Genomic DNA, 23,059 nt, shown 5'->3' with positions numbered 1-23,059 from the left:
CCAAAAAGTAAGATTCCCGATAATATTTCTATAAAAAAAGAGGATGCCCTCAAAAAGATCAACTTTATCGATCTTTTTGAACATCCTCTTTTACAATTATTTATACATGTTTTTTCATATCATCAGCTACAGATTCAACGTTTGTACCTACGATAACCTGCACGCTTGTATTACTTAATTTCATAACACCTTTTGCACCTGCACGTTTTAATGCTGGCTCATTTACTAAGTTTGCATCTTTGACTTGTAGGCGTAAACGAGTCGCACAGTTATCAATAACGGTTAAGTTGTCTTTTCCGCCTAATGCTGCTACGTAAGTTTCACCGATAGATCCTGCAACTGGTACTTCATCTTCTTCTACTAACTCCTCATCATCTTCACGACCTGGAGTTTTTAAGTTAAATTTCTTAATTAAGAAATAGAATACCGCAAAGTAAATTGCTGCATAAATCAAACCAATTCCCGCTAATAATAACGGTTTTGTTGCAATACCTAAGTTTAAGAAATAATCAATCGCACCGGCACTAAATGAGAAACCATCGTGAATACCAAGTTTTGTTGTTACAAATAACGAAATACCTGTTAATACAGCATGAATACCATATAATACTGGAGATAAGAACATGAATGAGAATTCAATTGGTTCTGTAATACCAGTTAAGAATGATGTTAAAGCAAGACCAGCTAACATTCCTGTAACCATTTTACGTTTTTCTGGTTTAGCAGCTGCAATCATTGCGAAACATGCTGCTGGTAAACCGAACATCATAATTGGGAAGAACCCAGTCATAAACATACCTGCTGATGGATCTTGCGCAAAGAAGCGTGCGATATCACCATGAACAATATCGCCTGCTGCATTTGTAAAATCACCAAGTACAAACCAGAAATATGTGTTCATTACATGGTGTAAACCAATTGGAATTAATAGGCGATTTAATAAACCGAATAGACCAGCTCCGATTGCATCTAAGTTTACAATACCGTGTGCTACTGCATCAATACCGCTTTGAATTGTTGGCCAAATTTGACCGAATACTAATCCTAAAAGAAGCATGACAACAGAAGTAATAATTGGCACGAATCGTTTTCCTGCAAAGAATCCTAACCATTCTGGTAACTTAATCTTATGGAATTTGTTATATAATAAGCCAGCGACAACCCCGGCAATAATACCACCAAGTATAGCCATATTTATCTTCGGTGTTAAAGCCGATGCTTTTGAAACTTTTGTCATTGTATCTGCTAACTTACTTGGATCAACTGAACCGAGTAAGTCTTGAACACTTTTTAATTTATCATTTAATTCTGCTGTTGAATAACTAACACTTAAAGTATTAGTTGTATTCTTCATAACTAGATAACCAATCGCACCTGCAAGACCTGCGGCACCACTACCATCAACAGATAAACCGATTGCAACACCAATTGCAAAAATAAGTGCTAAGTTATCAAAAATTGCTGCACCGGCCTGTGCCATAACAGGAATATCAAATACGTCTGGTTGACCTAAACGAAGCAATAATCCTGCTGCTGGTAACACTGCGATTGGAAGCATTAACGCTTTACCAATACGTTGTAGAAACTGCAACATTGTAATTCCCCCTATTCAATTTATGAAATCGTTATCATTATAATTGCACCTTAGAAAACGCTTTCTATTACATAATCATAATAACATATAGTTGTATAGATGTGTAGCTTTTATTTATGAACTTCTTATGGATATATTCCCCATTTTCAAACTGTTATATAAAAGGGGGATTTTCCTTTTATTACCGACTAAAATGAAAGATAAGGCAACTATACAGCCATTTTGATTTTCCAACATATAAGCCACGGCTATGAAGAATAAAAGGTGACCTGCCCTCGTTTTCTCTCTTTGTTTTACTTGGCATGGGGCAGGAAGAAGATCTGACCGCTTCTATGCATGGCCAGATCCTCTCTCCCAACTAAAAAAGGGTTTATATTGTTTTCAATTTTTATTCAAATAGAAGTTGCATTTTATCATTCCACTTTTTCATGTTATTATTTATTTCCAAGTTTATAGGGAACAGTAAACTTAGTGAAACAGGAACAGGAGCGTTGGTATTATGCAATGCATCGAGATAAATAACTTGCAACAGCTGTTAGAACAAGTAAAGCCATATACAAAAAAAGGTAAACTTGCTACTTATATCCCCGAACTAGGAAATGCAAATCCAGACGATTTAGGGATCGCTATCTACCATAAAGAGACAGAATATATCCATGCTGGTAACTCACAAACACTCTTCACCCTTCAAAGCATTTCAAAAGTAATTACACTTGCTCTTGCTCTTCTAGATCGCGGTGAAGAATATGTATTCTCTAAAGTTGGAATGGAGCCCACTGGTGACCCATTCAATTCTATTATTAAGCTAGAAACAACTAGCCCTTCTAAACCTCTTAATCCAATGATTAACGCTGGTGCGTTAGCTATTACAAGTATGCTTACAGGAGATAGTAACGAAGAGAAGATGGAACGAATTCTCCGCTTCGTACGTGATATTACAGACAATCCTACAATTAACTACTCTTCAAAAGTAGCCATCTCTGAACTAGAAACTGCTTACTTAAATCGTTCTCTTTGCTACTATATGAAGCAAAATGGCATCATTGATGGCAATATCGAGGAATTAATGGATTTATACACACGTCAATGTGCTATTGAAGTAAACTGTATTGATTTAGCACGTATTGGTTTAATCTTCGCAATGGATGGCTACGATCCATATAAGAAAAAACAAATTATTCCAAGACATATCACAAAAATTTGCAAAACATTTATGGTAACATGTGGCATGTACAACGAATCTGGTGAATTTGCAATCCGCGTTGGTATTCCCGCAAAAAGTGGGGTAGCCGGTGGTATTTTTGGCTGCGTAAAAGGCGAAATGGGAATCGGTATTTTTGGACCAGCTCTAGATGCAAATGGAAATAGTATCGCTGGATTTAAAATATTAGAGTTACTCTCCGCTCAGGAAGGTTGGAGTATTTTTTAAAAAGGTTTCTTAATGACAGTTTTCTTCATTACCTATAATTAAATTTCAAATTCCAACAAATAAAAAAGTTATCCTGCCCCACTTAAATAGGATAACTTTTTTTATTATGCATATTTGTTCCCCCCTCCCGAATAATATAGTACAACCTAACGCTATACGGTGGAGGTGTAAAAGAAATGAAACTTATTTTTCAAATGGAGGAACAGCCTGTCCTAGAAAAAACCATCCTTCTTTTTATACTCAGTATTGTAGAAAGCCTAAAATTAAAAGTTGTTTCCCCCGATGAGGCTTATCGATACATATTCAATTTAGAAGTATTGGAATTATTAATGGATCGAAATATTGATGATCAAGTACTAGAGCTTATTCATTTTGGAATGGGGCTTGAAGACATTCATCATGTCCTTCCCGAAGAACTTGAACCAAGTATTGAGGAATTAAAATGGCGTTGCATTCAAGTTCTAGGTGAATATGGCATGTATGAAGAATCACAGCAATTAATTGAGGACATCCGCTAAAAAAGCACCTATATAGGTGCTTTAATGTTTTTTTAAACTATTTTTGTACGTTTCAATATTAACTGGTAATTCTTCCTCTTCTAACGTATGCTCATTTACATCCTTATGAATGAATGCTCCTTTAGGCGGCTGATGATCATGACCTTTTTTCTTATGATCAAATGCTTTACCACGTCCCATACTCATCCCCCTTTCTTTAAAAGAAATCAATGTTAGTATGAAGAAAAACACGTCGATATATGCAGTACTTTGTTGTATTTCCAAGGAAATATTCGAATATTGTTTTCCAATCTGCTCTCACATCAATTGATCGATTCCGATAAGAATTAGTAAAATGCCCGCAATAATTGTTGCCCATTTTCCTAAGTATTCCGCTAAAAATCTCTTCCCTATATAGGAAAAACCGCTAATACAAATGAAACTAAATGTACCTGAGATAATTGCAGTCCACCAAAGATTCAAGTTGGTTACTCCCGCATCAAATCCCCCTGCAAGATTATTAATTGATAATGCAACACCTAATACCAATGCTTCAGAAAAACTGATTGTTTTAGATCTATCAAAGTCAGCGTTCTCAGGATTACGTAATATTCCCATCACGCTTCCATCTTTCTCTGATACCTCCCCTTGCTTACTAAGTAAGGGTTGACATAAAACAAATACCCCAATTATCCCAAGTACAAGTGCACCAATTAAATTTGCGATAAAATCTGAAATAAACAATGAAATCCAACTTCCAAAAAAGCCAGCCAATAGAGCAAACAAGAAACCAAAAAAGGCGATGATAAAATTATTAAACCAAGAAATTCGAATCTTGCGAATCCCATACGCAATACCTACACCTGCATTATCTAAATTAGAAGCAATTCCAATCAAAAAAATTGAAAATAAACTGGCTGTACTCATCAACATTCACTCCTTCTGTTCACTTTTCATTGCATATTATGCAAATGTTGAGCAACTGTGCCTGTCAGCTTCATATACTTGTAATAAAAAGCGCCACATTTTTTCAACACCTTAGAAAAAAAAGGAGTGCCAAAACTATGTCTACTCAAAATCCAAATGATAAACTTGGTACCTTATTAAAAAAATTGTTAAAAGAACGTGCCTTATCTATGCGCCAATTAGGAACACTTACAAACATTGATCCTTCCACAATTTCAAGAATTATAAATGGTAAACAACAAGCAAAACAAAAACACCTGCAAAAATTTGCAGAATGTCTGCAAATTCCACCGCAAGTGTTATATGATGCAATCTATACAGATTCCCCTCATACAAAAAAAGAAAAAACAGATATGTACACATCACTTGATGCAATTCAACAAACATTACAATCCTCCAACTTATTTGATTATGAGTACACAACAACTCGTGTGAAACAGGAACTTGAAAATTATGAAAGATATGCACAAACAACAGAAGGTCAGAGACGCATTCATGAGAGTTTCTCAACAAAACTAGAGCAAATTGATAGTACAGGTCCTTTCATTGAGCAATTAACAGATATGTATCATCAATTTTGCAAAGAGTCCACTCCTCTCAATGAGCGTGCTATCATTGGAAGTGCCCTACTGTACTTTGTTTTATCAACAGACATTATTCCAGATTATATATTTCCAATTGGCTATTTGGATGATGCAATTGCAGTTGAGTTAGCAAAAGAGAAATTGGCTGATATAAAGAAGAAAACTTAGAGGCTGCTCAAGAAAAATGGAACTATTTCGAAATTCTAATTTGACTAGCTTCTGAAATAGTTCCATCCTAAAAAAATCGTACAAACATCAAAGTTTGTACGATTCCACGACAGGTACTTTTCATATTACATGATGTATCTTATCCTTTTATTAGGAAAACCTTAATTTTTTCTTATTTTTGTGTATGACACCATTCATAGATAAAAGCGGTAATCACTTTCGTAAACTCAATCAACTGCTGAACTTCAACTTCTTCATTTTATCCATAACTTAAGATGAAACTTTTCTTACTCTTTCACAAATCAGAATTCCACCACACAAATTGGAAAATTTCATGTTATAATTTAATTATAAATTTATAAAAAGGGGCTAAGTTGATGATAAAAGATAAACGACTGAAACGCTTATATTATCTATACCTTTTCCCTGCAATCCTATGCATGATGTTTTTTCTCAACAGCGACATGAATAGCCTTCCTTATGCACAGCTACTCGGGACAGTTAGCGGTTGTATCGCAGCGATTATGCTTGCTGCTTTTTGGACTGTTAAACTACAAATCAAAAAAGATCAATCCTCTTAGTCTACATGTATTTTATAAAAAACGAGCTATCTGGTAGATTAGCTCGTTTTTTTGATTTTCATTTCAATACTAATGATATCCTGTCATTCTCTACATATAACATAAAGCTGTGATTATGTACCTACGGTTGATTTTTTTATAACACTATTACTCATCTACATAAAAATCAAACCTAAAATTCCATCATAAACTTTATACTTCTATTGCATCCTTCTTTTCAATACGTTCCATTGTTTTTTTCTTATTTTTTGTAAAATGATAAAACAGTAAACAAACAATCGTAAATGGAATACCACAATACAATGCCATGCGTTGTTCCGGAATAAACGCCATACCAACAATTACCGTTAAATTTAATACCAAAGCAAGAAGCGGGACAAACGGATACAATGGGGTTTTAAATTTCAAGTCCTTAATATCTCCTCCTTGCTTTAAGTATGTTCTTCTAGCCAAAAGGTTAGATAAAGCGATAGATGCCCAAACCAATATTGCACCGAATCCCGCAATAGAAAGAAGCCATAAATAAACTGTATCCTCTGCATAAATACCTGATAATAAAGAAAGACAACCTACAATCGTACTTACAATCAATGCATAAATTGGAACACCATTTTTAGATAGCTTACCAAAAATCGGACTAATCATGCCTTGATTAGACATAGACCATAGCATACGAGAAGTCGCATATAATCCAGAATTTGCTACTGATAATACTGCAGTAATAATAACGAAATTTATAATATCTGCTGCATAAGGAATACCAATTTTATCAAATATAACTACAAATGGACTTTCTATCACTCCTGCTTGTTGCCAAGGGAACAACCCAGCAAGTATAAAAATGGAAAGTACAAAGAAAACTAGTATACGCCAAACTGTATTATTAATAGCTTTTGGAATTGTTTTTTCTGGATTTTCGCTCTCTCCAGCTGCAATACCAACTAATTCTGTTCCCTGAAAGGAAAAATTAACTGCAATCATTGTAATTAAAATAGCTGTTAGCCCATTTGGAAACAGTCCTCCGTAATCAGTAAAGCTAGAAAGCATGGGTGCTGGTTCATTTCCTTTCATATCTAGGAAACCAAACATAGCTGCCCCGCCTAAAATAATAAATGCGATAATCGTAATTACTTTAATGCTTGCAAACCAAAACTCAACCTCTGCAAAACTTCTTGAGGATAATGCATTAATAGCAAAAAGTAAAATTGCAAAAATTATGCACCAAATCCATGATGATACATCCGGAAACCAACGTTTCATTAGAATACTAACTGCAATCAGTTCAATTCCTATCGTAGCGGACCAGTTTAACCATGACATCCATCCCACTACGTAACCTACTGCAGGTGAAATATGCTTTGTAGCATACGTTTGATAAGACCCTGCATCAGGCATAGCAACTGCCAATTCTCCAAGGCAGAGCATTGTTAAATACATAACAAATCCCCCAACAAGATAAGCTACAATTGCCCCTCCAGGTCCAGCTTCATGAATTGTATAACCTGATCCTAAGAAAAGTCCGGTACCAATAACCCCTCCAAGTGCAATCATAAATATGTGTCGACTTTTTAGCTCTCGCTTTAACTCCTGATTTTGCTTTTCCATATGAGCCCCCCTAGCAGAAATGTAAACGCTTTAAAAAATAATATGAAAAAATAAAGTGCATACTCATGATTGCGATAGACTTGTAACAAGAGGGAGATTTTTCAAAAGAAAATCTCCCAATCCAAGGAAATACCTATCACACGATACATAGTTGTTACTAAAATTTTTTTATAATTTTCCACAATTGTTTAAAAGATCCTTAGAAAACGGTACATCATCCAGAAGGACTATATTAATCACTTCCTGTAATCAATAAATCATCCCTGACTGTTATTAATAATGTTTGCTCCGTGATAACTTGTCCTTCTTCTACTTCTAGCAATTCCACATAACCGCTGATTCCCACTTTAACTTCTACTTTCCGTTCATCCATCGTTTCAATTAAAGCTAATTTCTCCCACTCATATACGTAGGAACTTTCATTAATAAATAATTTTGTAACTCTGCCATAGCAAGGGCTGTACACGTTTTCTATTACTGTTTTCATCTTTTAAACCCCTCTTTCTTATTAAGTGCGCATGTAACTCTTTTCCCCCACCTCCAAATTTATAAGATTCAACTACTATTCATGCAAGATATATACCAACCTAATTTCTTACTTAGGATTAAGAGATAGTACTGAAAAAATCTGAATTCCACGCAATATCTTTCTTCTCTTTTAAAGATTTTTCACCTTAAACATGCAAATTTTTTTTGCATACTCGCAAAAATTTTATTAAAATTAAGAAAAATCAGTCTTCATAGGGTATAACAAGGAGAAGATGAAACATGTATACAGAAGAAATCAATTTCAAAAAATTAGTTAAAATGAATATGCTATATGAAACTTTACTGAATGAAATTGATATTGGCATTCATATGATTAACGAAGAAGGTAAGACGATCATTTATAACCGCAAAATGATGGCGATTGAATCGATGGATCATAAAGATGTACTATATAAAAATCTTTTAGAAGTATTTGCTTTTGAAGAAAACCAGAATAGTACTCTTATAGAGGCATTAACACTTGGAAAAGCAAAGAAAAATATAAAACAGACTTATTTTAATAATAAGGGGCAAGAGATTACAACGATTAATGACACCTTCCCTATAGTGAAGAATGGAAAAATCAAGGGCGCTGTTGAAATCGTAAAAGAATTTCCTCCATTAAGGCAAACGAGTAAAGGGCGCGCGATTCGAGGGCATCATACGAAATTTACCTTCAATCATATAATAGGTAATTCAGGCGCGATTCAATCGGTTATTACAGAAGCAAAAAAAGTAGCGCGTACCTCTTCCTCTATACTGATTGTGGGAGAAACAGGAACTGGAAAAGAACTATTTGCACAAAGTATTCATAATAAAAGTCAACGTGCTGGAAAACCTTTTATCTCACAAAATTGTGCTGCCATTCCTGAAACTTTAATGGAAAGCTTATTATTCGGTACGAATAAAGGAGCGTTTACAGGCGCAATCGATAAACCAGGCTTATTTGAAGAAGCACATGGTGGAACTTTATTGTTAGATGAAATTAACTCGCTAAGCCCTGCACTTCAGGCCAAATTATTGCGGGCAATACAAGATAAAACAATACGAAGAATCGGCGGATCACAAGAAAAAGAAGTCGACGTTCGAATCATAGCTACCATTAATGAAGATCCGATTGAAGCTATCACGCATAATCGCCTGCGAAAAGATTTATATTACAGACTAAGCGTCGTTACTTTATTTCTCCCACCTTTAAGACAGCGGAAAGAAGACATCTTACCGCTTCTTCATAGCTTTATTGAAAAATATAATATGCAGTTTGGTTTACGAGTACAAGGTGTGGATGACAGCGTAATAAATTTCTTCTATAAACACGATTGGCCCGGCAATATACGCGAATTAGAGCACATAATTGAAGGGGCTATGAACTTAATTGAAGATGAGGACGTTATTACAACATCCCATATCCCAGCTCGTTTTTATGAGCTAACAAAAAACGAATCCCCTATTCAACCTCCTCTAGCTAGATGGGAAACAGATAAATTAGATCATACATCGAAAACTTTAAAGAACACAATAAAAGAAATGGAAAGAGAATATATTATTCAAATTCTTAAAGAACATAATGGAAATATCTCGCAAGCCGCAAAATACTTAGGATTAAGTAGACAAAACTTGCAATATCGATTAAAAAAGTATGGGCTAAATACGTAATCATAGAATGTTCTATAAGCATAAAAATAAAAGGCCGTTCCGAAAGGACGGTCTTTATTTTTTCCTAAAAATCAACCTTCTCCAAATACAATCCACTCGCATCCGCAAGACAATTAATTTGATTTCGTTGTTTCGCTTCTAAAATTTGTGGGATCACTTCAGCATCTAACTGACCTAATCCAACTTCTACTAACGCTCCAACGATTTTTCTCACCATATTGTGAAGAAATCCATTTCCGTTCACTCTAATTTGGATGAAACCTTCACTTTCCACGACATCGAGCATATATATTTCACGAACCATAGATTTCTTTTTAGATTTAGCATTAGAAAAAGCAGTAAAATCATGTGAACCAATTAAATATTGTGCTGCTTTTTGCATGTTTTCAATATTTAACTTTTTCCCAACATGCATGCTGTATTTACGCATAAATGGATTTGTATGTTCCTCATTCCAAATTTTATATAAATACGTTTTCGATTTTGAGTTGTAGCGAGCGTGGAAGCGTTCTGAGACTAACTCTACATCAGTAATACTAATATCGTTTGGTAAGTATTGATTTAAATACTTTTTAACTTTAAGTTCTGGTAAATTCTCATCAATCTTAAAATTTGCTACTTGGTGAAGAGCATGTACACCAGCATCTGTTCTGCTGCATCCAATAATTTCGATTTCTCTTCCAGTCATTTCTGATAATACACTTTCGATTTTCCCTTGAATCGTATTATCATTATTTCCAAGACGTTGCCAGCCTTTATAACGGCCTCCGTCATATTGAATTGTTAATTTGTAGTTGTTCATTGTTTTCTGCTATTAAAAACATAGACATTTTCCTATTCATGTTTTTATTAACAGACTCACCACCTTTCTTTTTCCGTTACATAAAACAAAAACTTTAAGCATTCTATGATGTTTTTCGTAATCTTCTTTTCATAGTAACACAAGACAGCTGATTAGGCGTCTACTTCTGCCAATGTATTATGCGCATAGACCACACATATTAAATCAATAATGTATAATCTCCCTTTTCTAGTTCACGGACGCCACCCATGTTCCTGCAAGAACTTCTGTAGCTCTTCTTCAGACGGTACGTTTTTCTCCCATTCTTCACAATCATTTAGAAATTTCTCAGTATCATGGGCAACAGACGGTTCCTTCTTCCGAAACCTCACTGCTGCTTCCTCTACTTCACTAAGCCTCGTATATCCTTTTTCATGCCAGTCTCGTAAAATGCCCTTCACATAAGCAAGCGTCCGCTTATTATTTTCATAGGCAATCTGGAGTGCTTTCAATACAAGTTCATCTGACAGATCATCCATCCACGCATTCAGTTCCTCCATCGTATGCGGTGACAAGCTGTCAAAGTTTTGTTCATAAAACGTGAATACATTACCTCCCGAATCAATTTCCCCATCTGTTTCACAGCTTTCGGCATCATCTTGAGGAACAGCTTGAGACTCTTCAACCGGCATGCCAAAATGCTCCAATAACAGCGGAATGCTCAGCCCTTCCTCCAAACATTTTTGAAGAAACATATGTAAAAACTTTTTGCTTTTCACAGTCTTTAGCTCACGCAACACACATTTCTCTATGTTCGTGTTCGTAACTAGGTTATAGCGCACCCAGTTCTGGATGTATAGCTCCTTCGTTTCTGCATCATATAATATTTTTCCATAGTCAATGAACCGCTGCAGTAGCTTCTCAACAGTCTCCCGGTTATAGCCTGTTTCCATCTCCGCCAAACGCTTCGGCAACGGATAAATGCTGCATTGCGTCGTTTTAGAGCATGTCAGCAAGTATATGTAAAAGTATCGTTCCTCCGGCGTTAAGTCCAATACAAAATCATCCTGCCAAAAATTCACCTGTACATTCCGGTATACTGCCATATTGATTCCTCCCATCTTTTGCGGCACATAGGAAATTACCCTTTCCTTAATAGATATAAGGACGAATGAGGAAATTTGGCAATTTGATTTTAAAAAAATGACTAATACGGTTTTATTTCTTTTAGGATGATTCTTGTAGTAGTAGTTTTTTTGTTTTGTTTTTGTAATGATTTATTACTTGTAAGGGGCTTGGGATGGGCTTGGGATGGGCTTGCAAGGGCATTGTAAGGGACTATTCATTGTGAATCAAAAGAATTTAGCTATCCTTTTGATATCTCATTTTATTTAAGAATACAAATTTAACCAATTTAATACAATAAAATCTAGTCAAAAATAATGAAATTTTAAGAATAATAAGGTACACTAGTCAATGGTTTTAGTTTAAAATCGGTTGACGTTGATGTATACGGAGGAATAGTTTATGAACAACAACACAATAAATGAATCAGTTGAAGAAGTTGATAGAAAACGAGTAAACTCAAGCAAGCGTTTTAAAAATTGGAAGTTTATCACAGCAGGTGGCGTCGTTACAATTGCACTTCTAATTGGGGGAATGAGTTATTATCAGGCAACTCGTTTCAATTCACAGGTTACGATTAATGACACAAAAGTCGGTGGTCTGACTGCTGATCAGGCACTAAAGAAATTAAAAACATCTGGATTAGAAAACAAAGTCTATGTCGGCCAACAACAAATTTTAGATGAAAAAGATACGCAAACGGAACTTACGGAAGAAGATTTGCCTAAAGTTAAGAAACTATTAAAAGGCCAGTGGACATTTTTCCCTTCCTCAAAGGAAAAGAATTATTCGTTGCTACCAGAAAAGGCGGATCAGTATCGAAGCGAAACGATGAAAAAACTTGTAGAAGAAAAACTCATATCTATGAATAAAAGTTTAAAAGCGCCTCAAGATGCTATGGCGAAGCTCGAACAGGGCAAAGTTGTTATCTCAAAAAGCATTGACGGAAAACAGTATGATGTTGCTAGTCTATTGAAGGATTACGACAAGCAGAAATATAAAAGTGAAATCCATCTGAATCCTGTATACATACAGCCTATTAAGGAAAACGATTCGATTGTCAAAAAAGAAGAACAAGCGCTACAGGATCTTCTTCAACAAACCATTGATTATAAGGTACAAAATGAAGTTTACTCTTTAAAAGCTAAAGATTTAATTCAAAATGCCTCTATGTCAAAGGATATGAAAGTTACAATCGACGCGAGCGACATTAAGAACAAGATTGCTGAAATTAATAATTCTAAATCAACATTAAATAAAGACTTCGCATTTAAAACCCATTCTGGTTCGGTCATATCAGTAAAAGGACAAGGCTATGGCTGGGCAATACATATTGAAAAAGAAGCAAAACGAATCCAAGAAGCCTTCGAAAAAGGGGAAAAATCGCTTTCCGCTTCTAATATTTACGGAAATGGCTGGAATAATGAAGGCATCGGTTATGAAACAACAGCGAATAATGGCATTGGAGACACGTATGCGGAAGTGTCTATTGCAGAACAGCAAATTTGGATTTACAAAAATGGAAAATTGGAAGTCACAACGAATGTAGTAACTGGTAAACATAGCACGAGTGAAGATACATCACCAGGTGTGTGGTATGTACTCTATAAACGATCACCGTACACACTCAAAGGTAGCGCAGTAGGTAAACCCGATTATTCCGTTAATGTAGATTACTGGGCTCCGTTCACAAATGGCGGACAAGGATTCCACGATGCCGGCTGGCGGACAAACTGGGCCAATAATGCCTATTTAACGGGAGGATCGGGCGGATGTGTTAACCTTCCTCCTAGTGTTGCGAAAACTGTGTATGATAATCTCAGCACTTATGAACCGGTTGTCGTGTACTAGCAAATAGCAGTATCTCAAGTATTTTCTTTATAAAAACAAAGAAGCAGGAAATCCTAAGTGATTTTCTGCTTCTTTATTTTTATTATTTATGCTCCGTATTTCTCCTGTGCAGGATGGAAAACAGTTGTATACTTATATTCAACTGCCATAAAAACCCCATTTGCTTATGGTATTGTTCACTGTTGCACTTGCAACGGAGGCCATTTTATTTATTCACCTTTAGTACTAACTCTAACTATTTTTCAACTTCCTTTATATATTCCCATGTTTCTCCTTTATCTTTTGACTGATAAAGTGCGCTACTATCGCCATTATAATCTCCATCTGCTCCTTGTCCAACTAACATATTAAAAACTCCATCTTTCTCATAAGGCATACCAGGAGAATCAAAAGGACTTATTATAGACTGTGTATGATCTAATTTCACTTCATGAGGTGTATAATTTATCTTTTTAAAAGATACGCCCCCATCATCTGTACGATATAGCTCTCCGTTAGTACCAGAAGGACGGATTGCTCCTAAAAATCCAAGTTTATCATTTATGAAAGTTATTCCTGATACACTACCAATTCCTCCGATGAATGGGTCTGTATTTATAACCTCCCATGTTTTACCTCCATCAATAGTCTTGCTTAGTGAATAAAAAGCACTACCTAATGCTTTTTCTGTCATATTTAGTTTATAACCAACTTCTTTTGATAGGAAAAACTGTTCCTTGCTATTAGTTAAATCTTGTTGCTTCTCTTTAGAACTCTTTTGATTTGGTTTAGTATTTAGTTTACTCCAATTCGGGTCACCTATTAAGTTATATCTAGCAGGTACTAACTCTTTCTCTTTTCCAGGGACAAATATAGATACAGTATATCCAATGATTTCAGAAGTTGCTTCTTCAAGTTTATGCTCCTTACCGTCCTCATTAATATTAATAATTCCCTCCGTATTGTACCCCCAATTCCTTTTCCCGTAATAAATCAATCCATACTTACCTTCATTCCACTTACTAACTGTTCGCTTAACTGGAATAGCCTTAACCGTTTTAATTAAAGGTTCTACTAGCTTATCATCATCATAATCAGGATTTGCATATCCATTTCGTATTATAGTAATGTCTTGTGACTTTTTTTTATTATAAGTTATTAAGTAAGTTTCCTCTTTCCCATCAGCATTTTTCCCATAAACAAATGTATCAAACGCTGTGATTGTTCCATCTGAATGAAATGTAAGATCAAAATCAGTTGCCATATATAATTTCTTTGGCAAAGTATATTTTTTATTTATATCTTCAAAAATACCTTCTACCCCATATTCATATATATTATTATGTTTAAATTTAACTGACCTTTCATGTTTTAACCTTTCTATAAACCATGCAAGCTTGCCTCCATAATTTGTTGCACTTTTATAAATCTGTACTCCATAAAATGATGTGATTACCACAATAATGATAATAGAAATGTATTTCCATGCAGTTAAATTAGTTAATTTTTTAGATTCATATTCTCTATCTTTTATCATTTTCATTGTAGTAAATGTAATTATAGATATAAAAAATACTATACATAATAATAAAATATAAATATTATAATTCATTCTTCCATACGTACAGAATGAAGCTAACTCATAACAAAAAATCCAGTATCCAATTATTAATATTGGATTTGTTAATAATGATATAAGTATCCTTTTTGCATTTTGCTTAAGTATAAAAATCACTCCTAATTAAATTGATTATATTTATCTATATTGAGTATACTTTGTTTTACCAAATATTTGTATAATCCTTTGATCATCATATTATTTACTTACATACGAATTAAAGTTAAAGTAATCGGAATTTATATAGGAATTAAAAACAAATAAAAAAGCACTCCATCATGCAAAGATCAGTGCTAATTTCTATTAACATTATTCCAATAGACGTAAACCAAAAATTCACTGTACTCATATCGCAGATGCATTCGCTCAAATAAGTGTTCTAAGGCTGTTTAGTGATGACAAACAAAGCATTACATCAGGTTTTCATCTAAAATAAACAATTCATTTTTTAATTCAAATCACTATCCGTTACTTATGATACGATTCAGCGTAATTCATCCTGAATAAAAATTAGGCCTTATCGATTTTTCGATAAGACCTATCTCTCACTGCTACACCTTTAATTTTCTTTTCTAACAAGCCTTACCACATTTTCCACATGCGCCGTATGTGGGAACATATCAACCGGTTGTACATATTCCACTTCATAACTCTTCATTAATGCTTTCACATCACGTGCTAATGATGAAGGGTTGCAAGAAACATAAACAACTTGCTTTGGTTGTACTTTTAAAATTGTTTCAAGTAACTTATCGTCACAACCTGTACGCGGTGGATCAACCACGATTACATCTGGACGCCAGCCTTCTTTCACCCATTTTGGTAGCCATTGTTCTGCCTTTCCAGCTTCGTACTTTGTATTTGTAAATCCGTGACGTTTCGCATTTTTCTTTGCATCTTCAATCGCTTCTGGAATGACATCCATACCGCGCACTTCTGCTGCATCATTTGCTAGCCAAAGCCCAATTGTACCAACGCCACAATATGCATCAACGATTTTTTCTTTTCCTGTTAACGCAGCAGCTTTTTTCGCTTCGTTGTAAAGGACAACAGTTTGTTCTGGATTCAACTGGAAGAATGCACGTGCTGATAATTCAAATGATAAATCACCGAGTGTTTCTTGAATGACTTCTTTTCCAGCTAAGTTGAATGTTTTGTCACCGAAAATAACAGATGTTTTACGCCAGTTCACATTTTGCATAATCGATTTGACTGTTGGCATTTGTTTTTGTACTTCTGCGATAAATTGCTCTTTATTTGGTAATTCTTCTTTTGTTGTAATTAATGTGACTTGTACTTCCCCTGTTTGAACTGCAGCACGTGTCACAATTGTACGCACTAGACCTTTTTGTTTTTTCTCGTTGTAAATAGAAATGTTCAATTTTTCTAATATACGTCGTACAACTTTTGTCGCTTCGTTTGTTGCTTTATGCTGAATCATGCAGTGAGAAATATCAATTAATTGATGTGAGTTCTGTTTATATAATCCTGTAATCACTTTTTCATCTTTACGTCCTACTTGTAATTGACTTTTATTACGATAATGCCATGGGTTTCCCATACCAAGTGTTGGACGAATGTCAGCTTCCATGCTTCCGTTCATATACTTTTCAAAGGCTTGTACCACAATATCTCGCTTTTGATTCAACTGTTCTTTATAATCTAAATGCTGCAATTGACAACCACCGCATTCATCATATACTGGGCATGGCGGTTTTACGCGATGCGGTGATGCTTTACGAATTTTTTTCACTTTCGCTTCAGCAAAGCCACGCTGAATTTTCGTTGTTTCCGCAACAACTTCTTCTCCTGGTAATGCCCCTGGAATGAAAACAACTTGTCTCTTAAAATAACCAACGCCTTCTCCGTTAATCCCTAGACGCTTAATTGTCACAGGAAACGTTTGACCAACTTCCAACTTACTCTCATGTTGCTTTTGTACCATTATTACACCTCTACTCTATACTTTTCCATAAATACAACGCTGCATAACTGCAGTATGGTTCACACTCTTGTTTCATTTTTTCTAAAAATGCATCATCTGGTTTATTCTCTAATTGAAATATACCTTGAAGTGCACGCTGAATCCCAATATCTGCTTTTGGGAACATATTTTTCCGTCCGAGCCCAAACAGTAAAAAGTTTTGCACCGTCCATGCACCAATACCTCGTACTGGTAACAATTGTGCTGCTACTACTTCTTCTGTTTGTTTTTCTAGCTCCACTAAATTTAGCTTACCTTCCACAATATGTTTTGCTAGTCCTACCATATATTCAGCTTTTCGTTGACTAAATTTCTGATTTCTGAGCTCTTCTATTGAAATATTCGCTACCCTTTCTGGTGTTGGGAAAAAGAAAACGCCATTCTTCTCTGTTCCATATCGCTTTACAAATTGTTCTGTAAGAGAAGTAGCAAATTTCAAATGAACTTGTTGATGAATAATACAACGAAGAAGACAAGCAAAATAATCAAACTCTAAAACAAGTGGTGTATAGGCATATGTTTCAAAAAGTGGACGTAATGATGTGTTTCTAAAATGGGTTTGTATATCTTGAAAAGATTCATTCCATTGAAAAATGGAATAGATGCGTTTCATAACCTTCTCTTGTTCACCTGTCTGACTTGAAACCCAAAATTGTGGGTTTTGAAGCGTACCAATTCCTTGTACGCGGACAACAATTTGTTCTTCATCCATAAGAAGTGGGACATAAACTATTTTCTCTTCTAATTGAACAACATTGAGTGGATCAAAAGACAAACGCCTGAGTACCTCTTCAAAATGGTACGAATCCTTTAACGTAACATGTTCGCTCCACATACGTTTCCCCATCCTTTTTACACATCATTATAGCATGAGAAAACCGTAAGCATACATGCTTACGGCTGATTGCTTTTTACTAAATCATCCAGGCTTTTAAAATGATACCCTTTCTCGCGCAAATCATCAATGATTTTCGCAAGCGCTTCTGCATTATCTTTTGATATAGCATGAAGTAATATAATGGATCCTGGATGAATCATATTCATTACATTATTATGAGCATATTGCCATCCTCTTTGCTGATCTACTTTCCAATCTAAAAATGCAAGCGACCAAAATACGTTATAATATCCCATTTCTTTCGCAAGAGCTAGCGTACGCTCACTAAAAATCCCACGCGGAGGACGTACATATTTCACTTCTTTTTGTCCGGTTACTTTTTTAATTTCATCCGTTACACTTTGTAATTCTTCACGAAGTTTCTCATCATTTACAGTTGTAAAATCAGGATGGCTTCGAGAGTGGTTTCCAATAATGTGACCTTCATTTTTCATTCTTAATAATAACTCTTTTTGCGTCTTTATATAATGACCCGTTACAAAAAATGTTGCTGGCACTTTCTTTTCTTTTAGTACATCCAAAATTTTTCCAGTATATCCATTTTCATATCCATTATCAAATGTTAAATATATATCTTTTTTCTTCGTGTCTCCTAAATAAAAACCACCATTACCCCGGAGTAGATCAGTAAATTTTTTCCCTGCATCTGGCGGGGTCTCATTTTTTGCTCGCGGAATCCCCCAGTGATTTGGTGCGTTCGTATACGCGAAAGCAGAAACTGGAACAAGTGTCATTATAATTGAAAAAATGAGACCTATATATAACCATCTATGCTTCATAAATAGTCTCCTTTCCATATATCATCGTACCTGTAGTTTCTGTTTTCAATATTCCTTTCATTCTAAACAAGTTTTTCTATATGTACCAAAAAATGCACCTCGAATGATTCGAGATGCATTTTTCCACTTACTTAAATACCGGTTCTTTAAAGCTTGCTAATTTTTCAAATGATGTTTTATCTACATCTGCATGTAGGCTATTACCATGAGAGTCCATTGTTACAACAGCTTTAAAGCCATCAATACGTAGGTGCCACATTGCTTCTGGAATACCAAATTGTAAGAAGTCGACATCTTTCACTTCTTTAATACATTCTGCATAATACTGCGCAGCACCACCGATTGCATTTAAATATACACCACCATGTTCTGCTAGTGCCGCTAATGTTTTTTCTCCCATGCCGCCTTTACCGATGACAGCACGAATACCAAACTTCTTCATAATGTCGCCTTGATATGGCTCTTCACGAATACTTGTCGTTGGACCTGCCGCTTTAATTTTCCAATTGTCATTTTCATCTTTCACTACAACTGGACCACAGTGATAAATGATTTGTCCATTTAAATCTACCGGGCAATCGTTATCCATTAAGTGCTTATGAATTGCATCACGACCTGTGTACATCATCCCGTTAATGGTAACGACATCTCCAACGCGAAGTTCACGAATTTGCTCCTCTGTAATTGGTGCCTGCAGTACAATTTCACGCTGCTCACTTTTTGCGTGCTCCACTTCTTGTTGAAGTGTATTTTCACCTTCTTGATATAACCAATCGATAATCTCACCTGTTTCAGGATGAATTGTTACACCAAGGCGACGATACGCCCAACAATTATATGCAACAGACACATAGAAACTAGCTGGCAGACGATTGTATACTCCAATTTTACAACCAAGTAAGGTTGTTTCTCCACCAAATCCCATCGTACCAATGCCAAGCTTGTTCGCATTCTCTAATACGTATTCTTCAAGCTTCTGTAATTCAGGAATTGGATTCACATCATCTAATGTGCGAAATAGTTGGTTTTTTGCCAACTCATAACCTGACGTACGGTCTCCCCCGATACCAACACCGATTACTCCTGCACTACACCCTTGTCCTTGTGCTTGATATACCGCATGAAGAAGGCATTTGCGAATCCCTTCTAAATCACGACCTGCTCGTCCAAGTCCTTCTAATTCACAAGGTAAGCTATACTGAATATTTTTATTTTCACAGCCGCCCCCTTTTAAAATTAAACGAGCATCAATATAATCTTTCTCCCACTGCTCAAACTTAATCACAGGTGTACCTGGTCCTAAGTTATTACCGCTATTATCTCCGAAAAGAGAATCAACAGAATTCGGACGAAGTTTCCCGTCCTGTGTCGCCCGCTCAAGCGCACTGTAAATTGCTTCTTTCATTTGTAATTGATTTACGCCAACTGGTGTATAAATTTTGAAGGTTGGCATCCCTGTATCTTGGCAAATTGGAGAGATGTTTTCATCTGCCATTTTAATATTATTTGTAATGGTGCCAAGCGCCATTGCAGAACGAGTCCCTGCATTTTCTCGTTCTTTCGCTCGTTGAATTGCACGACGAACATCTTTCGGTAAATTCGTTGATGTTTCAACAATCAGTTGATACATACTTTCTTGAAGCTTTTCCATTGTTACTTCCCCCTCAATTGTGAACGCTACCAAAACGCTACGAGATGAAATTTTCACCCTTAAATCTCTAGAGTCTTTGTTTTTATTTTATGACTCTTAAGATCAAACGAAATTTTTCACAACTTGATTATACCCTTTTTTCCATATTCCTTCTATTTAATCGGGCAGGAAATCTATATATTTTCTAATAAAACAGCGCATTTACAGAAAACGGCTACCAATATATAATTGGCAGCCGTTTTATATTATTCGTCTTTTTTAAATTGCTCACATTTCAGTTCTAATTCATCTAACATCGCAAGAAGACGATCTACATCTTCTAATTCTACCTCTTCTGGTTCAATTGTATCAATTACTTCGATGAACATATTTAAACGTTCTTTTAAATATACTAATTGTGAATCTTTATCTTGAATTGCTTTTCCCACAAAGGCACTCTCCTTTTTATTCGAGTTACTCTTATTATACCGCAAAAATGATTATCACGAACATGAATTTTCATCATTTTTGCCACAATACTTGATTACATACAAGCAGACATTTAAATTACTTCCCCCATCACTTGAAGTGAAATCAACAGATGAAGAATTTTTGTTACAAAAAGTTTCACTTTATAAAACGTCCATATTCTTCTATTATAGAGGATGGACAAATTGTTATTTCAACAGTCAAAGGAGTATTTCAGATGAGTATATCACAAACAATGAAGCCGATTACTCCTTCTTACGATCCATGGGAAGCGTATATGGACCTTGAAGAGTACGGCAAACTACTATTAACAAACGTTGAATTTACAACGACAACGTTATGCAATATGCGCTGTGAGCATTGTGCTGTTGGTTATACATTACAGCCAAAAGATCCAAATCCGCTTCCAATGGAACTTTTATTAAAACGATTAGATGAGATTCCTCATTTACGTTCTTTAAGTATTACGGGCGGAGAACCAATGCTCTCAAAAAAATCCGTCGACAACTATGTAACACCACTCTTAAAATATGCCCATGAACGAGGCGTTCGCACTCAAATCAACTCAAACTTAACTATAGATTTAGCCCGTTATGAACAAATTATTCCTTATTTAGATGTGTTGCATATTTCACATAACTGGGGAACAATTGATGATTTCGTTGAAGGTGGATTTGCAATGATGGAGCGCAAACCTACTTATGAACAACGTGCTAAACTATTTGAACGAATGATTACAAATAGTAAAGCTTTATCAGATGCAGGTGTTCTCGTGTCAGCAGAAACAATGTTAAATAAACGTACCCTACCACATATTGAACACATTCATCGTCAAATCGTCGAAGAAATGGGCTGTAAGCGCCATGAAGTACACCCTATGTACCCAAGTGATTTTGCTAGCAACCTTGAAATTTTAACAAAAGATGAAATTCGAAGTGCAATCGAGCATTTATTAGATATTCGTGATGAAAATATATGGATGTTATTTGGCACACTACCTTTCTACGCATGTAGTAATGATGAACGTGACTTAGCTACATTAAGAAAATTACATTTAAGCAAAAACGTGACGGTTCGTAACGATCCAGATGGGCGTTCTCGCTTAAATGTAAATATTTTTGATGGCAACATTATCGTAACAGACTTTGGTGATATTCCACTGCTTGGTAACATTCAAACAAACACATTACAAGAAGCCTACGACAGATGGTGTAGTTCGAAAACAGCGAAATCATTAAGTTGTCACTGCCCTGCTGTAAAATGCCTTGGGCCAAATATTCTTGTGAAAAACAGCTATTATCCAACCGAGGATTTCTTAACAAAAGAAACAAATATTACACTATAGCAAAAAAACGTCAGCATATTTAGCTGACGTTTTTTTGCTATTGTGGATAAGGCGAAGAAATAAATTTAAAGGATACATAATCTTGTATAGGAATAGATGCCCCAATTCCTTGTGAAGTAATATTTTTAATGACAAGCCTCTTCTGATTTCCTTTTAAAACAAGATATACTTCTCCAAATGTAACTTTTCCTTTTTCATTTACCGCTGGTGTATATGCATATAAATACCCAAGTTGTTTTGGACTGATATTATATACACGCTCATTTCCAGTACCATAACCAATTGTTGTTTTAAAAGAAAGAGGAAGCTGCACCTTCTCCATCGCCTTTAAAAGAATCATCTTTTTCACATCATCTGTATCTTTAATATAGGCTGTTAAACCACCTTCTACCGTTTTTTGCGATTCTTGTTTGTACCGAAGCGGATATAACCGCTCCACACCACGGTTATCATATACATTACGATTCACTTGCTTATATTCCCAATTTATCGCTGTATCTGTTGATTCATAATTTAACGGCCATTGACCTAAATAAATTTTCGCCCTATATCCAACTGCAAGAGGTGCATTTGAAATCGAAGTTTCATTAAACAACCGAATTAAATCTGGGTTTTCGATTCGAATGGTCGATGTTTTCAGTAATTCTTTCGCTAGTTCACTTGGCTGCAAACGCGGTAAATCTTGCGCTTCATTTGGATACGTATTGTCCTTTGAAATATTCAAAACAGATGAAGGCATCTTTACGTTTATTGTTGTCTTTGCAGAGCTACTATAAGGAAATAATAAAATAAACGAGACCATAGTTGAAAGACATATGCTGTACACTCGTTTCACCTACTTTACCCCTTCCTAATTTAAGAGTGTATAAATCATTTAAATAGCTATTAAATACAAATTGAAAAACCGACATAAAACCTTTCTTTTTAGGTGGGAGAGAGCATCTGGTCATGCATAAAAGCGGTCAGATCCTC

The 23,059-nt window shown here is 35.4% G+C and carries 21 protein-coding genes; 7 read left to right on the top strand and 14 right to left on the bottom strand.

The window, feature by feature from the left end:
* Positions 1-100: 100 nt before the first annotated feature.
* Complete coding sequence (nagE, locus tag NSQ40_RS02475) at positions 101-1,594, bottom strand: N-acetylglucosamine-specific PTS transporter subunit IIBC (protein ID WP_003205798.1); 1,494 nt, start codon at positions 1,592-1,594, stop codon at positions 101-103.
* 499 nt (positions 1,595-2,093) lie between these two features.
* On the opposite strand from nagE, the gene glsA reads away from it, so the two are divergent.
* Both glsA and NSQ40_RS02465 read left to right on the top strand, forming a co-directional pair.
* Positions 2,094-3,023, top strand: coding sequence for a glutaminase A (gene glsA, locus NSQ40_RS02470; protein WP_006093333.1), 930 nt, complete (start codon positions 2,094-2,096; stop codon positions 3,021-3,023).
* Positions 3,024-3,199: 176 nt separating this feature from the next.
* Positions 3,200-3,541, top strand: a complete 342-nt coding sequence (locus NSQ40_RS02465) for a DUF3969 family protein (RefSeq protein WP_003194872.1) — start codon at positions 3,200-3,202, stop codon at positions 3,539-3,541.
* 21 nt (positions 3,542-3,562) lie between these two features.
* Here NSQ40_RS02465 and NSQ40_RS02460 read toward each other — a convergent pair whose 3' ends face one another.
* Positions 3,563-3,721, bottom strand: a complete 159-nt coding sequence (locus NSQ40_RS02460) for a hypothetical protein (RefSeq protein WP_000532411.1) — start codon at positions 3,719-3,721, stop codon at positions 3,563-3,565.
* Between the two features lie 117 nt (positions 3,722-3,838).
* On the bottom strand, positions 3,839-4,447 hold the full coding sequence (gene ytaF / locus NSQ40_RS02455; protein ID WP_033795854.1) for a sporulation membrane protein YtaF: 609 nt from the start codon (positions 4,445-4,447) through the stop codon (positions 3,839-3,841).
* 137 nt (positions 4,448-4,584) lie between these two features.
* On the opposite strand from ytaF, the gene NSQ40_RS02450 reads away from it, so the two are divergent.
* Positions 4,585-5,238: a DUF1232 domain-containing protein gene (locus NSQ40_RS02450; protein ID WP_003194865.1), complete on the top strand. Its 654-nt coding sequence runs from the start codon at positions 4,585-4,587 to the stop codon at positions 5,236-5,238.
* Positions 5,239-5,615: 377 nt separating this feature from the next.
* Positions 5,616-5,819: a hypothetical protein gene (locus tag NSQ40_RS02445; RefSeq protein WP_018767239.1), complete on the top strand. Its 204-nt coding sequence runs from the start codon at positions 5,616-5,618 to the stop codon at positions 5,817-5,819.
* Between the two features lie 192 nt (positions 5,820-6,011).
* Here the strand turns inward: NSQ40_RS02445 and NSQ40_RS02440 are convergent, their stop codons facing one another.
* Positions 6,012-7,424 (bottom strand): amino acid permease, encoded by a 1,413-nt coding sequence (locus NSQ40_RS02440; RefSeq protein ID WP_258248407.1) that lies wholly within the window; start codon positions 7,422-7,424, stop codon positions 6,012-6,014.
* 232 nt (positions 7,425-7,656) lie between these two features.
* Complete coding sequence (locus tag NSQ40_RS02435) at positions 7,657-7,911, bottom strand: hypothetical protein (RefSeq protein WP_003194859.1); 255 nt, start codon at positions 7,909-7,911, stop codon at positions 7,657-7,659.
* 281 nt (positions 7,912-8,192) lie between these two features.
* Here NSQ40_RS02435 and NSQ40_RS02430 point away from each other — a divergent pair, with 281 nt between their 5' ends.
* Positions 8,193-9,608: a sigma-54 interaction domain-containing protein gene (locus tag NSQ40_RS02430; protein ID WP_258248408.1), complete on the top strand. Its 1,416-nt coding sequence runs from the start codon at positions 8,193-8,195 to the stop codon at positions 9,606-9,608.
* A 64-nt stretch (positions 9,609-9,672) separates the two neighbouring features.
* On the opposite strand, the gene truA is transcribed toward NSQ40_RS02430, so the two are convergent.
* Together truA and NSQ40_RS02420 are read right to left on the bottom strand one after the other, a co-directional pair.
* Positions 9,673-10,410, bottom strand: a complete 738-nt coding sequence (truA, locus tag NSQ40_RS02425; protein WP_003194856.1) for a tRNA pseudouridine(38-40) synthase TruA — start codon at positions 10,408-10,410, stop codon at positions 9,673-9,675.
* A 233-nt stretch (positions 10,411-10,643) separates the two neighbouring features.
* Positions 10,644-11,495, bottom strand: coding sequence for a DnaD domain-containing protein (locus NSQ40_RS02420; RefSeq protein ID WP_041488256.1), 852 nt, complete (start codon positions 11,493-11,495; stop codon positions 10,644-10,646).
* Positions 11,496-11,916: 421 nt separating this feature from the next.
* On the opposite strand from NSQ40_RS02420, the gene NSQ40_RS02415 reads away from it, so the two are divergent.
* Positions 11,917-13,365, top strand: coding sequence for a L,D-transpeptidase family protein (locus NSQ40_RS02415; protein ID WP_003194851.1), 1,449 nt, complete (start codon positions 11,917-11,919; stop codon positions 13,363-13,365).
* A 235-nt stretch (positions 13,366-13,600) separates the two neighbouring features.
* Here NSQ40_RS02415 and NSQ40_RS02410 read toward each other — a convergent pair whose 3' ends face one another.
* The 6 genes from NSQ40_RS02410 to NSQ40_RS02385 form a co-directional block, all read right to left on the bottom strand.
* Positions 13,601-15,079 carry a WD40/YVTN/BNR-like repeat-containing protein gene (locus NSQ40_RS02410; RefSeq protein ID WP_033794569.1) on the bottom strand — a complete coding sequence of 493 codons (1,479 nt, stop codon included), beginning with the start codon at positions 15,077-15,079 and terminating at the stop codon, positions 13,601-13,603.
* Positions 15,080-15,521: 442 nt separating this feature from the next.
* Entirely contained in the window at positions 15,522-16,907 is a 1,386-nt protein-coding gene (rlmD, locus tag NSQ40_RS02405; RefSeq protein WP_003194847.1) for a 23S rRNA (uracil(1939)-C(5))-methyltransferase RlmD, read from the bottom strand.
* Between the two features lie 10 nt (positions 16,908-16,917).
* Positions 16,918-17,781, bottom strand: coding sequence for a DNA-3-methyladenine glycosylase family protein (locus tag NSQ40_RS02400; protein WP_016112958.1), 864 nt, complete (start codon positions 17,779-17,781; stop codon positions 16,918-16,920).
* A 59-nt stretch (positions 17,782-17,840) separates the two neighbouring features.
* The gene (gene pdaA / locus NSQ40_RS02395; protein ID WP_018767230.1) at positions 17,841-18,623 is read right to left on the bottom strand and encodes a delta-lactam-biosynthetic de-N-acetylase; all 783 of its coding nucleotides are present in this window, start codon (positions 18,621-18,623) and stop codon (positions 17,841-17,843) included.
* Positions 18,624-18,750: 127 nt separating this feature from the next.
* On the bottom strand, positions 18,751-20,274 hold the full coding sequence (gene fumA, locus NSQ40_RS02390; protein WP_018767229.1) for a class I fumarate hydratase: 1,524 nt from the start codon (positions 20,272-20,274) through the stop codon (positions 18,751-18,753).
* Between the two features lie 245 nt (positions 20,275-20,519).
* Complete coding sequence (locus NSQ40_RS02385) at positions 20,520-20,702, bottom strand: SE1561 family protein (protein ID WP_002174720.1); 183 nt, start codon at positions 20,700-20,702, stop codon at positions 20,520-20,522.
* A gap of 257 nt (positions 20,703-20,959) precedes the next feature.
* Here NSQ40_RS02385 and yfkAB point away from each other — a divergent pair, with 257 nt between their 5' ends.
* Entirely contained in the window at positions 20,960-22,087 is a 1,128-nt protein-coding gene (yfkAB, locus tag NSQ40_RS02380) for a radical SAM/CxCxxxxC motif protein YfkAB (RefSeq protein ID WP_016112955.1), read from the top strand.
* 37 nt (positions 22,088-22,124) lie between these two features.
* Here yfkAB and NSQ40_RS02375 read toward each other — a convergent pair whose 3' ends face one another.
* On the bottom strand, positions 22,125-22,922 hold the full coding sequence (locus NSQ40_RS02375) for a YfkD famly protein (RefSeq protein WP_026008703.1): 798 nt from the start codon (positions 22,920-22,922) through the stop codon (positions 22,125-22,127).
* Positions 22,923-23,059: the final 137 nt, after the last annotated feature.

Origin of the sequence: Bacillus sp. FSL K6-6038 (genome assembly GCF_038050455.1) — a bacterium.
Taxonomy (GTDB): Bacteria; Bacillota; Bacilli; order Bacillales; family Bacillaceae_G; genus Bacillus_A; species Bacillus_A pseudomycoides.
Note: the sequence above shows the minus strand (reverse complement) of the source record. Positions and strands in the feature narration are given on the sequence as shown.

Bases quoted from the DNA above. Each gene is read 5' to 3' on its own strand.
- nagE (WP_003205798.1), bottom strand. From the start codon at position 1,594: ATGTTGCAGTTTCTACAACGTATTGGTAAAGCGTTAATGCTTCCAATC.
- NSQ40_RS02440 (WP_258248407.1), bottom strand. From the start codon at position 7,424: ATGGAAAAGCAAAATCAGGAGTTAAAGCGAGAGCTAAAAAGTCGACAC.
- NSQ40_RS02430 (WP_258248408.1), top strand. From the start codon at position 8,193: ATGTATACAGAAGAAATCAATTTCAAAAAATTAGTTAAAATGAATATG.
- NSQ40_RS02465 (WP_003194872.1), top strand. From the start codon at position 3,200: ATGAAACTTATTTTTCAAATGGAGGAACAGCCTGTCCTAGAAAAAACC.
- NSQ40_RS02460 (WP_000532411.1), bottom strand. From the start codon at position 3,721: ATGGGACGTGGTAAAGCATTTGATCATAAGAAAAAAGGTCATGATCAT.
- yfkAB (WP_016112955.1), top strand. From the start codon at position 20,960: ATGAGTATATCACAAACAATGAAGCCGATTACTCCTTCTTACGATCCA.
- fumA (WP_018767229.1), bottom strand. From the start codon at position 20,274: ATGGAAAAGCTTCAAGAAAGTATGTATCAACTGATTGTTGAAACATCA.
- glsA (WP_006093333.1), top strand. From the start codon at position 2,094: ATGCAATGCATCGAGATAAATAACTTGCAACAGCTGTTAGAACAAGTA.
- NSQ40_RS02415 (WP_003194851.1), top strand. From the start codon at position 11,917: ATGAACAACAACACAATAAATGAATCAGTTGAAGAAGTTGATAGAAAA.
- ytaF (WP_033795854.1), bottom strand. From the start codon at position 4,447: ATGAGTACAGCCAGTTTATTTTCAATTTTTTTGATTGGAATTGCTTCT.
- NSQ40_RS02400 (WP_016112958.1), bottom strand. From the start codon at position 17,781: ATGTGGAGCGAACATGTTACGTTAAAGGATTCGTACCATTTTGAAGAG.
- pdaA (WP_018767230.1), bottom strand. From the start codon at position 18,623: ATGAAGCATAGATGGTTATATATAGGTCTCATTTTTTCAATTATAATG.
- NSQ40_RS02435 (WP_003194859.1), bottom strand. From the start codon at position 7,911: ATGAAAACAGTAATAGAAAACGTGTACAGCCCTTGCTATGGCAGAGTT.
- NSQ40_RS02450 (WP_003194865.1), top strand. From the start codon at position 4,585: ATGTCTACTCAAAATCCAAATGATAAACTTGGTACCTTATTAAAAAAA.
- truA (WP_003194856.1), bottom strand. From the start codon at position 10,410: ATGAACAACTACAAATTAACAATTCAATATGACGGAGGCCGTTATAAA.
- rlmD (WP_003194847.1), bottom strand. From the start codon at position 16,907: ATGGTACAAAAGCAACATGAGAGTAAGTTGGAAGTTGGTCAAACGTTT.
- NSQ40_RS02420 (WP_041488256.1), bottom strand. From the start codon at position 11,495: ATGGCAGTATACCGGAATGTACAGGTGAATTTTTGGCAGGATGATTTT.
- NSQ40_RS02445 (WP_018767239.1), top strand. From the start codon at position 5,616: ATGATAAAAGATAAACGACTGAAACGCTTATATTATCTATACCTTTTC.